The sequence below is a fragment of the Sorangium sp. So ce131 genome (assembly GCF_051519095.1).
In the GTDB taxonomy this organism is placed as follows: Bacteria; Myxococcota_A; Polyangia; order Polyangiales; family Polyangiaceae; genus Sorangium.
This window is the reverse complement of sequence record NZ_CP150455.1, coordinates 7,127,770-7,139,977: the sequence shown is the minus strand read 5'-3', so window position 1 is coordinate 7,139,977 and position 12,208 is coordinate 7,127,770. Positions and strand designations below refer to the sequence as shown.

Sequence of the window (12,208 nt, the reverse complement as noted above, 5' to 3'; positions counted from 1 at the left end):
TCCGGGGGAGGCCCCGTCCGGCCCGCTCAGTCCTTGCCCTGGAGGTAAGCGAGGTAGGCGGCGTGGCTCGGCGGGCGGCCGAGGAAGCGGGCGACGAGCTCGCTCGCCTCGACGCCGCCGCCCTTGGCGAGCACCTCCTCGCGGAAGTCGCGCGCGACGGCGGGGTTCAGGAGCCCTTCCTGCTTGAAGCGGGTGAGCACGTCGCGCGAGAGCGACAGCGCCCACTGGTAGCCGTAGTAGCCCGCGTCGTAGGTGATGAGGTGCCCGAAGCTCGACTGGAGGTGCGTCCCCTTCACGAAGGTGAACGACTCGTTGGCGCGCTGCGCCTGCTCCACGACCTGGGTCGTGTCGAGGCCCGGGTCGCGGGCGTGGAGCTCCAGATCGATCGACGCGAGCGTGAGCTGCCGCTGCGTCGCGAGCGCCCGCCCGAAGCTGCGCGCCCGGGTCATCGCCTGGAAGAGATCGTCCGGGATCTTCTCGCCCGTCGCGTGGTGCTTCGCGAACAGGTCGAGCACCTCGCGCGACCACGCCCACTCCTCGAACATCTGGCTCGGCGCCTCGACGAAGTCGCGCACGGTCGCGGTCCCCGAGTAGGAGGCCAGCTCCGAGCGCGTGAGCAGGTGGTGCAGCACGTGCCCGAACTCGTGGAAGAAGGTCACCACGTCCTCGTGGGACATGAGCGCCGGCTGCGCCCCGGGCTTCGGGAAGTTGCACTCGAGCGCCGCGACCGGCGTCTGCCACGACCCGTCGTCGAGCCGCTTCGCCGTCCGCACCCCGAACATCGCCGCGTGTTTGTACTTGTCGGGCCGGCTGTAGAGGTCGAGGTAGAACTTCCCGATCACCTTGCCGCCGGAGCGCACCTCGTGCGCGGTCACGTCGGGGTGCCAGGCGTCCGCGGGCACCTCCTGGTACTCGAGGCCGTACATCCGCGCGGTGATGTCCATGAGCCCCCGCTTCACCGCGCCGATCTCGAGGTAGTCCGAGAGCGCCTGCGAGCTGAACTGGTACTTCGACGCGCGGACGCGGTCCTCCAGGTAGTAGCGCTCGGAGGGCGGGAGCTTGTCCGTCGGCTTGCCTCCGAGCCGCACGTGCTCCTTCATGAGCTCCGCGAACTCGGCCCTGGCGGGCTCCTTCAGCGCGGCCCTGACCTGATCGAGGAACGCGCGCACGGCGCCGCTCGCCTTGGCCATCCGCGGCTCGATCGCGTAGTCGGCCCAGCTCTTGTAGCCGAGCAGCTTCGCCTTCTCGGAGCGGAGCGCGAGCAGCCGATCGAGCAGCTTCAGGTTCTTCTCGCCGCCGCGGTTCGTGAACAGGACGAAGAGCTCGAGCGCGGCCTTGCGGTCCTTCGCGTAGGTGACGAACGGGAAGAAGTCGGGGTAGTCGGTCGTGATCTCGACCTTGCCGTTCGCCTTGGGCGGGTGCTTCGCCGCGTACTCCTTGGGCAGGCCCTCGAGCGAGGCGGGCGCGATCTCGATCGCGCCGGTCGACGCGGACAGGTTCGCCATGAACTCCTGTCCGATCCGGGTGATCTGCTCGTTCAGGTCGCGCAGGCGCTCCTGTCGGTCCTTCGGGAGCGAGAGCCCGTTGCGGCGGAAGTCGCGGAGCACGTCGGCGAGGAGCCGGGCGCGCTCTCCTTGCAGGGCGTCGCCCTTGTCGGCGTACGCCTTGATGACGGCGGCGAGATCGCCGTCCAGCCACATCGCGGTGGTGAACCGGTCGACCTTCGGCTCGCAGAGCCTCGCGGCCTCGCGCACGGCCGCGTCGGGGTGGGCGACGCCCATCAGGTAGGGGAAGTCGCCGGCGCTGTTCACCTCGAGCACCGCGCTGTCGAACCGCCCGAGGGTGGCGGCGTAGGTGAGCTGCTCCGGCGGCGCCCCCTTCAGCGCCTTGATCGCGCCGAGGTGCTCCTCCGCCGCGCGCAGGTGATCGTCACAGAGCTGCTTCACCCCGCTCACGGTGCTCCCCAGCGCCACGGGATCGAACTCCGCGCGCGCCGGGGGCTCCGCCGGCGGCGTCGCCGTCGCGGGGGGCGCCGGCGCCGGCGCGGCGCTGCCGAGCGCGGGGGCAGGGGAGGCTGGCCCGCTCGGGGCGCCCGCGCTGCAGGAGAGGAGGAGGAGCGAGAGGAGCCCGGTGCGCGCGGGCGTGAAGCCGACCCTCATGGCGCTCCGGCTATACCACGGGGCACCGGGAAGCTCGGGCGGGAGTCGCCGTCGGCAGCGACGATCCGCGAGGAGATCGCGGCGCGCCGCGGCGCCAGCGCCTCGATTCGGCGCGGGCGCCGGCGGGGCGAGATCTTCAGTTCGTCTGCGGCGGCAGGTAGGCGAAGAGGCAGTTGTAGCTGCGGCTCGTCACATCCTCGGCGGGCGTGCCGGACGACACCTTGGCGAGCAGCCTGTTCTCCGCGACGGTCGCCGGGAGCGCGAGCCCGTCGATCAGCGCCTCCTCCGTATCGCTCTCGGTGGACGTGTAATCGGCGCCGATCTCCGTGCCGTCGCCGTTCAGCAGCTCGACCTTGAGCTCGCGGAGCCCGGAGCCGTGGCGCTGCGCCCCGCAGAAGGCGGAGACCGTCCAGCCCGCCTCGACGTTCTCGGGCAGCGGGATCTCGTAGAAGTCGACATCCGGGGTGTCCCCGTCTGTGACGAGCTGCCCGTCCACCACGTAGCTCGTACCGCGCCCTTGGTTCTCGAAGGAGGCCAGGTCGCCTTCCGGCGTCGCGGCGTCGTTGTTGGCCACGTCCTCGCTCTCCGCGCCCTGCGACTCCACGCGGTTGTGGAGCAGGATGTAGAAGTCGTTCGCGCCGACGTCCCCCGGCGCGCGCTTGACGAAGACGAAGTACTTCCCTTCCTCCCCGATCTGGACCGGGACCTCGATGTCGCCGCCCTTCGAGGCGTCGACCTTCGCGTAGGCGGTGGTCAGGTCGGCCGCGCTGAAGACGGCGACCTCGCTGACGTCGACCGTGGAGCCGTTGCCGTCCGGTCCGGTCGGGCCGTAGACCTCGAACCGGGCCTTGAGCCCGCTCGCGGCGGGGGGGGTCTCCGGCAGGGTAAACGAGTAGACGTCGACGTCCGTCGCGCTCTCGAAGCCGCCGAACACGAACGTCCTGTAGTACACGGTCTGCTGGTTCTCGACCGTGGAGTCGTAGCCCAGCGCGCCAGCCTGCTCCGCGTCGTCGTTGGGCTCTGTCTCTCCGACGAGGCTGTCCTCTTCGTCGGCCCCCACATTGACCGTGAAGATGCGCACGCTGTAGTCGAAATCGAGGATCTCGTCCGCGGAAGCGCATCCCTGCGTGCCGAACGCAGAGGTGCACTCCTCCAGGCGGAGGTAGTAATCGCCATCCGCGGGGAGGACGGTGTACAGGAGGCTGTCGTTGATAACTCCCGGGGTCTGGTCGTCGTTCTGGGCGAGCTGGGTGCCCTCGGCGTCGAGCAGCGTGACGACCAGATCGGGGTACGTCGGATCGCTCGGGTCGTCATCCGGCTTCGCGTCAGTTTCGATGGCCAGGATTTGCCCTTTGGTCCCGCTGAAGCGGTAGAAGTCCTGGTCCGCATCGACCGGCTCGAGCGTCGCATCCACCCAGGCGGCGAAGTCGATGTCCTCAGCCGTCTCGATGCTGTTGTTCTCGTCGCCTTCCCCGCCCGCGGACGAGGTGGTGGCGACGACGCTCGTGCTCGAGGTGGTCGACGAGCTCGTGGCCCCTCCGGCCCCGCCGGCGCCCCCGTCTCCGCCGCTGCCCTCGTCATCCCCACCGCAACCCGCAGCAGTTGCCGCGACCGTGCCGATTACAACAAGACCCAACAAGTACATCGACCTCATGGCACCTCCAACGCTTGCTGCGTTCTGTGGTCCCTCGTCGTTTCCGTGAAGGAATTGTACGCCTACACTGTTGGACCTCGTAGGACAAGGACCGGCACGATTTCGTCGGGTAGGTTCGTGTTGTCCACTTGACTACACGGCCCGTCTTCATTGCGGGCTCTTCAGCGGCGCCGGCAAGGCTGCACGGGAGCAAGACGCCCTCGGGCGCCACCCCTCAAGCGGGCCCGCGGTTCCGACGTCCTCGCGTCGCTGCCGCGCTGAGGTGCGCGGCGGCGATGGCGCGCTTCGCCGCGCGCTCTACTCCGCGGCCATGAACGGGTAGGCGACCGCGCGCGGCGGCGCGAACGTCTCCTTCACGACCCGCGGCGAGACCCACCGCAGCAGGTTGAACAGGCTGCCCGCCTTGTCGTTCGTGCCGGATCCGCGCGCGCCGCCGAACGGCTGCTGCCCGACGACGGCGCCGGTCGGCTTGTCGTTGATGTAGAAGTTCCCCGCCGCGAAGCGGAGCGCGTCGCCCGCCGCCTCGATGAACGCCCGATCGCGGGCGAACACCGCGCCCGTGAGGCCGTACGGCGACGTCTCGTCGCAGACCGCGAGCGCCTTTTGCTCCTCGCCGTCCGGGTAGACCCAGACCGTGAGCACCGGCCCGAACAGCTCCTCCGTCATCAGGGCGTGGCGCGGATCGGCGGTCTCGATGAGCGTCGGCTCGACGAACCAGCCGTCGCTCCCGTCGTGCGCGCGCCCGCCGCCGCCGCAGACGAGCGAGCACGCCGGATCCTTCTTCGCCGCGGCGATCCGATCCGTGAGCCGGGCGTGCGCGCGCCCGTCGATCACCGCGCCCATGAAGTTGCGGAAGTCGGCGACGTCCCCCATGCGGATCGCCTGGATGTGGCCCGCGAGCCGGTCCCTCAGCGCCGGCCAGATCGAGCGGGGGATGTACGCGCGCGACGCGGCCGAGCACTTCTGCCCCTGGTACTCGTACGCCCCCCGCACGAGCGCCACCGCGAGCGCGTCGACGTCCGCGCTCGCGTGCGCGAAGACGAAGTCCTTGCCGCCGGTCTCGCCCACGATGCGCGGGTAGCTCCGGTAGCGCCCGATGTTCTCCCCGATGCGGCGCCAGATCGACTGGAAGACCGCGGTCGAGCCGGTGAAGTGGATGCCGGCGAAGTCCGGGTGATCGACGCAGGCGTTCGAGACGAGCTCCGGCGGACCCATGACGAGGTTGATGACGCCGCGCGGGAGGCCCGCCTCGATCAAGAGCTCCATCACGAAGTGCGCGGAGTACAGCGCGTTCGCCGACGGCTTCCAGACGACGGTGTTGCCCATCAGCGCCGGGGCCGCGGGCAGGTTCGCCGCGATCGCGGTGAAGTTGAACGGGGTCGCCGCGAAGACGAAGCCCTCCAGCGGGCGAGGCTCGGCGAAGTTCCAGGTGCCCGGCGCGCTCGCCGGCTGCTCCGCGGCGATCCGGTGGGCGAAGTGGACGTTGTAGCGAAAGAAATCGATGAGCTCGCAGGCCGAGTCGATCTCCGCCTGGAACGCCGTCTTGCTCTGCCCGAGCATCGTCGCCGCGTTGAGCGCGGGGCGGTACCGCGTCGCGAGCAGCTCGGCCGCCTTCAGGAACACGGCGGCGCGCGCGGTCCACGGCGTCCGCGACCAGGCGGGGTGCGCCCGCCGCGCGGCCTCGATCGCGCGCGCCACGTGCTCGGCGCCGCCCTGGTGGGCGCGGGCGAGCAGCAGATCGCGCCGGTGCGGCGCGCGGACCTCGTCGAGCGCGCCGGTCCGGACCGCCTCGCCGTCGATGATCATCGGGATCTCGATCGTCTCCCGCGCCTTGCGCTCGAGCTCCGCCTTGAGGGCCGCGCGCTCCGGCGTGCCAGGGGCGTACGCGAGGACAGGCTCGTTCTGGGGGGGCGGCGGCGTGGCGATGGCGTCGATCATGACGCGAGTCTAGCGGGGGACCCGACGGCGCGCAGCGCTCCGGCGCCGCGCTGCGCCGTCGTTTTCGGCGCGCTGAGGCCGCGCGCACCGCGCCGGCGTTGCCTCCTTCGTTTGCGCCATCGCAAGGATGTCGGCTTTCAGGAGCAGCCTGCCTTGGGCGGCGGCCACGTCGACGCTACCCTGGCGAGATGCGCGAGATCCTCACGCCGCCCGATGTGATCTTCGATCCGTCCACGGGCGCAGCGCGCGTCGGCTCTTACCGGGGCGAGCTGCCTCGCGTCGACATGACGCCGCTCGCGCCGCGCGGCCTCGACCGGCTGCTCCGGCAGAAGCGGTGGACGTACGTGGCGATCGCGTCGGACGAGCTCTTCATTGCTGTCGGCGTCGCCCACCTCGGCTACCTCGTGATGGCGATGGGCGTCGTGCTCGACAAGGCAGGCCGGCGATTGCTCGTCGACCGCTTCGCGTTCGGCCCTCCCTTCGCGGCGAGCGTGGGCGACGTCGGCGGGGAAGGCAGCGCTGCCTCGGCGTGGCTGCCGTTCGCGCGCGTGCGCATCGAGCGCCCGCGCGGGGAAACGACGATCGCGTTGACGGCCGCGTTCCGCGGCCTCGATGTCCGCGCGCGGCTGGACAGCCGCGTGGCCCCTCCAGCCCTCTCGGTGATCGCGCCGATGCCGGGCGGGCTCCTGCTCACGACCGAGAAGCGGCAGCTGCTCGGCGTCGAAGGGGAGGTGACGGTGCTCGGTCGTCGCGTCTCGCTCGACGGAGCGCTCGCCAGCTACGACTACACGAACGGCCTCATGCCGCGCCGCACCACCTGGCGCTGGGCCCTGGCGCTCGGGCGGGCGGAGAGCGGCGAGCGCGTCGGCATGAACCTGGGCGAAGGGTTCATCGGCGAGGCCGAGTGCGCGCTCTGGGTCGAGAGCGAGCTCATCCCGCTCGACGAGGGACGGCTGACCTTCGACGCGGAGCGGCCGCTCGACCCGTGGCGCGTGCAAACCGCGGACGGCGCCGTGGATCTCCGGTTCGTCCCCGGCGCGGCGCACTCGCACCACACGAACCTCGGCGTGATCTCGTCGGAGTTCATGCAGCCGATCGGCCTCTACACGGGCACGATCCGCCTCCCGGACGGGAGGACCCTGGAGCTCCAGGACGTGCTCGGGGTGACGGAGCACCAGGACATCACCTGGTAGAGCTCCGGCTCCTGTCTAGCCCGGTGCGCCGCCGCGGCGTTCGGCGATGAGCTTCTCGAGGTCGTCCTCGGTGATGAGCTTCGTGCCGTACTTGCGCGCCTTCACCGCCTTGCTCGACGCGGACGCCACGTCGGCGAGGACCAGGTAATTGAGCTCCTTCGTGACGGAGTTCAGCACCCGCCCGCCGTTCGACTCGACGAGGTGGGTGAGCTCGCCGCGGGGGCGGGACGCCGAGCCGGTGAAGCAGAACGTGAGCCCCGCGAGCGGACCTTCCGCCTCGGGCGCGACCGGGACGATGCCCCCCGCGAGCAGCCGCGCGACCTCGTCGCTGCGGGCGCGCAGCCCGCGGACGATGCTCGCCGCCTTGATCGCGCCGAGCCCCGGGATGCCGGCGAGCTCGTCCTCGCGGGCGGCGAGCACCTTCTCGATGGTGTTGTACCCGGCCGACACGAGCAGCCGCGCGGTCTGGATCGCGAACCCCTCGATGCCGAGCGCCGCGAGGAAGGTCGGCAGCGCGAGCGGCAGCCGGCTCTTCAGCTGATCGAGGCACTTCGTTGCGCTCTTCTCCCCGCGCCGATCGAGGTCGGCGATGTCCTTGACCGAGAGCTTGTACAGATCGAGCGGCTCCCGGACGAGCCTCGCGGCGACCACCTGCTCGATGAGCTTGTCGCCCCACTCGAGCGCGCCGATCGCGTCGATCCAGTTGTGGATGCGCCCCTCGATGAGGGCGCGGCACCCGGCGTTGCGGCAGAGGAGGTACTCGCCCTCGACGACGAGCGGCGCGCTGCAGACCGGGCAGACCGAGGGGGGGACCGCGTCGGGTCCGCGCTTCTCCACGACCTCCTCGACGTACGGGATGACGTCGTTGCGGCGCGAGACCAGCACCTCGTCGCCCACGCCGATGCCGAGGCTCCGCACGTTCGCCGCGTTGTGCAGCGAGGCGCGCCGGACGTTCGCGCCGGCGAGCTCCACCGGTTCGACGATCGCCACCGGCGTCACGCGGCCGCTCGGTCCGGTGTCCCACTGGATCGCCACGACGGTCGTCACCTTGGCGGGCGACGCGAACTTGAAGGCGACCGCGCCGCGCGGCCGGCGGTTGACGTCGCCGAGCAGGCCCTGGAGGTGCATCGCGTTGACGTAGACGACGAGCCCGTCGATCTCGTAGTCGAGGCCGGCGCGGAGCTCGCTCGCGTAGCGCCGGTAGAGCTTCACGACGTCCTCGACGCCGCCGTGGGCGGTCTGCGGCGTCGCGAAGCCGAGCTCGCGCAGCCAGGCGAAGCGCGCCTGGCACGTCGGGATCTCGAGGTGCTCGGCGACGTCGTAGAAGAGCACGGTGCAGTGCTCCGCCCCCTGGCCGTCGAACCGCTTGGACGCGCCCGCGGCCATGTTGCGCGGGCTCGTGACGCCCGGGAAGTAGCGCTTCATGTCCGAGAGGCGGAGGATGATCTCGCCGCGCACGGACAGCCGGCCCCGCTCGCGGATCCGCGCGGGGACCCCCTTCATCCGGGCGACGTTGGCGGTGATCCGCTCGCCCCACTCGCCGTCGCCTCGGGTGATGGCGTCGGCGAGCTTGCCGTCCCGGTAGATGACCTCGATGGAGATGCCGTCGAGCTTCTCGGCCACGAAGAGATCGTCCGCGATCGTCGCGGCCGGCGGCGCGGCGCCGCCGTCGTCGGCCGCGGCGGGCGTCTCCTTCGCGAGGATCTCCTCGCAGCGGGCGACCCAGGCGCGCAGCTCGTCCTCGGAGACGACCTTGTTGAGCGATCCCATCGGGATCTCGTGCCGCGCCTTCTCCCACTCCGTGATCAGGGAGGCCGAGCCGACCCGGGCGAGCACCGGGTGCGCGGGGTCGAGGGCGCGGAGCTCGTCCTCCAGCGCGTCGAACGCCGCGTCCGAGATCTCGGGGCGCCCGGCGTAGTAGCTCGCCCGGTACTTCTCGATGCGCTCTGCCAGCTCGTCGATCCGCGCCTTGTGCTTCGGATCCGTCGCGAGCCCGCCCTGCAGCGCGCTGCGCGCGCCGGCCTCGTCGTGGTGTGCCTGCGTCATCGGTCGCCTCGGCTCACTCGAGCTCCGTGTCGCCGACGCGCCTGGCGGCGGCGAGCAGATCCCCCATGCCCATGGCGAGCTCGGCCGGGAGCTCGTCGTCCCGGAACAGCCGGACCTCGCGGATCTCCAGCGGGTTCTGGGGAGGGCGCGTCGGCGCGCCGATCCGGGCTGCGACGACGACGGTCACGGCGTGGAAGCGGACGTCGCGATCGGGACGCGAGTACACCCCCACCACCCGCCCGATCTCGACCTCGGTGACGCCGGCCTCCTCGGCGAGCTCCCGCACGATGGAGTCGCGGAGCGTCTCACCCCACTCCAGGGTCCCTCCCGGGAGGGCCCACGTCCCGGTGTCGCTGCGGCGGATCAGCAGCCACCGGCCGTCTGCGGTCTGCGCGGCGGCGGCGATCCCGACGACGGGCCGCCGGAGCAGCGCGCGCGCGACCTCCTTGGCCAGGGCGAGCACGGAACGCGGCATCAGCGAAAGGGGAGCAATTTCCATGAGAATTTTTGCGATGAACCCGGAAAGCATAGTGGTGTTCGGTGGTTGCTGGGAGAGGGTTCTGCACGCTCGCTGCCTTTCGTGCGGACGGGAGCGCGCTGCGGGACGCAAGCTCGGTCCTGGAGGCGAGGCACGCTACGATCGCCCTCATCATGTCGTTCGTTCGGAGGGCGGTGCGTGCTCCTTTCGGGTCGGGGTTGTACGCGCGCGCTGTCCTCTGCGGGGGGCTCGTGCTCGGGCCGGCGCTCGCGCTCGCGTGGCTCCCGAGCTGTACCGAGGAGCGGCTCCCGCCGCCGCGCGGCCGCGGCGCGAGCGCGGCGACCGGCTCCGGCGCCGGGGGCGGCGCGCAGGCCGACGGGGGCCCCGACGGCAGGCCTGGGCCGGCGAACGTCTGCGAGTGCCTCGCGGCCTACGGCGGCGAAGGGGGGCGCTGCGGCGACTGCGTCAACGAGCACGCCGCCCGCGGGGCGCGGTGCGAGGCGCAGCTCGCGGCATGTGACGGGGAGCCAGGGTGCAGGCAGATCAGCCTGTGCCTCAAGGACTGCGGCCACAACAAATCCTGCCAGGCGAGGTGCGTCTTTCCGGACGACGCGGGCGCCGCGCACCAGGCGTTCCGGCAGGTGCTCGCCTGCGTCTGCGAGGCGTGCGGCGCGACGTGCGCCTACGCCGTGCCGCTCGAGTGCGCTGTGCCGGATCTCGGCGTGGGCGGCGGCGGAGCGACGGGCAGCGGCGCTGCGGGCGGCGGCGGCGCTGCGGGCGGCGGCGGAGCGACGGGCGGCGGCGTTGCGGGCGGCAGCGGTGTGACGGGCGGCGGGTCAGCGGCTGACCGCGGGACCGCGCGTGCGTCTGGAGATTGACGAAACCCGGGGAGCTGCGCGCTTCCTTCGGCGCGTGGCGCACGCCGGTTCATCGTGAGGTAGGCTTCGCCGCATGCAGAAACCGGTCATCTGGGCGGCCCTTCAGCTCTCCAGCCAGGAGGATGTGAGCGAGAACCTGGCGCGGGTGGAGGCGCGCATCGCCGAGGCAGCGAGCCGTGGGGCGACCACGGTCGTGCTGCCCGAGAACTTCGCGTACATGGGCAACGAGGAGGGGAAGCGCAGCATCGCCGAGGACCTCGATGAGGGGGGCGGCCCGATCGTCCGCAGCCTCGCCGGGGCGGCGCGGTCGGCCCGCGTGACCATCGTGGCCGGCGGCTTCCCCGAGCGCGCGCAGGATCCAGCGCGGCCGTACAACACGTGCGCGGTCTTCGGGCCCGACGGCCGGCTCGCCGCCCGTTACCGGAAGATCCACCTCTTCGACGTCGACATCCCGGACGGGACCAAGTACCGCGAGTCGGCGTCGACGAGCCCGGGCGACCGCCCCGTCGTCACCGAGATCGACGGCGTGAAGCTCGGGCTCTCGATCTGCTACGACGTCCGGTTCCCGGAGCTCTACCGCGCGCTCGCGTCGGCAGGCGCCGAGGCCATCGTCGTCCCCGCGGCGTTCACCCTGCTCACGGGCAAGGACCACTGGATGGTCCTGCTCCGCGCGCGGGCCATCGAGGCCCAGACGTACGTGGTGGCCGCGGCGCAGTGGGGCAAGCACCCCGGCGGTCGGGCGACGTTCGGCAAGTCTTGCGTAGTCGATCCGTGGGGTGAGGTGATCGCTCAGGCCTCGGAGGGCGAAGGCATCGCGATGGCGACGCTCGACCCCGCGTATCTTGGGCGGGTGAGGGCGAATCTGCCCGCGCTCAAGCACCGGCGACTCTGATCTTGATGTCATGGGGGGTGGGTCGTTTCGATTCCCCTCGCCCGGGGGAGGCGAGGCGCGGGCGCCGCGTGGGAACGGCAGCTTCCGCCCGTTCACTCGGCCGAAGCGTCGCTCTGCTCCGGCTCGACGGCCTGCGGGGTCGCGCCCCCACGCTTGGACAGGAGGGCCCGGAGCTCCGCAGGCCTGCGGAACCCGATGCGGCGAGCGACCTCGCCCTCGGTGAGCCCCTCGCGCAGCAGGGCGCGGGCACGCTCCGCGCGCACCTCATCGTAGTAGACGTGCGGAGATAGCCCGAAGGCGGCGCGGAAGAGCCGAGCGAAGTGAAACTCGGACAGATCGAGGTCCAGGGCGACCTCGTACGAGCGGATCCGCTGACCCGCCTCCGCGGCGTTGCGGATGCGATCACGGCCGAGCAGGAGCCTCTCCGAGGTGCTGCGCGGGAGCGGCGCTGCCGGGCGCGGCGCGGCGTTGGCGCGCGAGAGCACGGCGGCGCGGTCGCGCAGCGGCTGCGCGCCGTCGCTCGGCGCCGCGGTGTGGGGCGCCGAGACCGCGAGGGAACGGGCAGACGGCGTGCTGTGGGAAAAGGAGGGTGCGATCGGAGTCGAGATGGGAAGCGCAGTCGTCACGAGTACCTCTCCAGCGGTGAAAGGGCGGTGTGCCACGGTCATCGCGGCCACGGGACGACCTATTGCAACCAGTAGGCCGCAAGCCTGCGCAGCAACTGAGGCCTGAATGACTCAGCGTCCCACCGAACAAAAACCCGCGGAGTAGGGCCAACCTGCACGCGCTGCCATACCGGGTGTGGCCTGCTGTTCACGCGACATCAACGCCCGGGCCGTGCCTGGCACAACGTGCAGCGTGCCTGCGCGCGCGCGCATGACGTCGCGCACGCATACATCGCGACATCGCCGCGTCGTTCTCGTTGCTGTCAGGTGATGAATGCGGGCGGGGTGCGCGGCATCGAACGGGG

At 71.5% G+C, this 12,208-nt stretch carries 9 protein-coding genes; 3 read left to right on the top strand and 6 right to left on the bottom strand.

The annotated features are described in order from the left end of the window. Window positions 1–26 precede the first annotated feature (26 nt). The 3 genes from WMF43_RS26035 to pruA all read right to left on the bottom strand — a co-directional run bounded on the left by WMF43_RS26035 (window position 27) and on the right by pruA (window position 5,751). Window positions 27–2,159, bottom strand: a complete 2,133-nt coding sequence (locus tag WMF43_RS26035; protein WP_437668650.1) for a M3 family metallopeptidase — start codon at window positions 2,157–2,159, stop codon at window positions 27–29. Between the two features lie 136 nt (window positions 2,160–2,295). After that, a complete protein-coding gene (locus WMF43_RS26030) occupies window positions 2,296–3,813 on the bottom strand; it encodes a PPC domain-containing protein (RefSeq protein WP_437668648.1) in 1,518 nt (505 codons plus the stop codon). A gap of 297 nt (window positions 3,814–4,110) precedes the next feature. Beyond that, window positions 4,111–5,751 carry an L-glutamate gamma-semialdehyde dehydrogenase gene (pruA, locus tag WMF43_RS26025; protein WP_437668647.1) on the bottom strand — a complete coding sequence of 547 codons (1,641 nt, stop codon included), beginning with the start codon at window positions 5,749–5,751 and terminating at the stop codon, window positions 4,111–4,113. A 188-nt stretch (window positions 5,752–5,939) separates the two neighbouring features. Between pruA and WMF43_RS26020 the strand changes: the two genes are divergently transcribed. Beyond that, window positions 5,940–6,944: a DUF2804 domain-containing protein gene (locus WMF43_RS26020; protein ID WP_437668645.1), complete on the top strand. Its 1,005-nt coding sequence runs from the start codon at window positions 5,940–5,942 to the stop codon at window positions 6,942–6,944. A 15-nt stretch (window positions 6,945–6,959) separates the two neighbouring features. On the opposite strand, the gene ligA is transcribed toward WMF43_RS26020, so the two are convergent. Next, complete coding sequence (ligA, locus tag WMF43_RS26015; protein WP_437668643.1) at window positions 6,960–8,990, bottom strand: NAD-dependent DNA ligase LigA; 2,031 nt, start codon at window positions 8,988–8,990, stop codon at window positions 6,960–6,962. Between the two features lie 13 nt (window positions 8,991–9,003). Next, entirely contained in the window at window positions 9,004–9,489 is a 486-nt protein-coding gene (locus WMF43_RS26010; RefSeq protein WP_437668641.1) for an NUDIX hydrolase, read from the bottom strand. Between the two features lie 152 nt (window positions 9,490–9,641). On the opposite strand from WMF43_RS26010, the gene WMF43_RS26005 reads away from it, so the two are divergent. After that, window positions 9,642–10,346 carry a hypothetical protein gene (locus WMF43_RS26005; RefSeq protein WP_437668639.1) on the top strand — a complete coding sequence of 235 codons (705 nt, stop codon included), beginning with the start codon at window positions 9,642–9,644 and terminating at the stop codon, window positions 10,344–10,346. Window positions 10,347–10,419: 73 nt separating this feature from the next. Continuing rightward, window positions 10,420–11,238 (top strand): carbon-nitrogen hydrolase family protein, encoded by an 819-nt coding sequence (locus WMF43_RS26000; protein WP_437668637.1) that lies wholly within the window; start codon window positions 10,420–10,422, stop codon window positions 11,236–11,238. Window positions 11,239–11,330: 92 nt separating this feature from the next. Here the strand turns inward: WMF43_RS26000 and WMF43_RS25995 are convergent, their stop codons facing one another. Beyond that, window positions 11,331–11,864 carry a helix-turn-helix domain-containing protein gene (locus tag WMF43_RS25995; RefSeq protein WP_437668635.1) on the bottom strand — a complete coding sequence of 178 codons (534 nt, stop codon included), beginning with the start codon at window positions 11,862–11,864 and terminating at the stop codon, window positions 11,331–11,333. Window positions 11,865–12,208 lie beyond the last annotated feature (344 nt).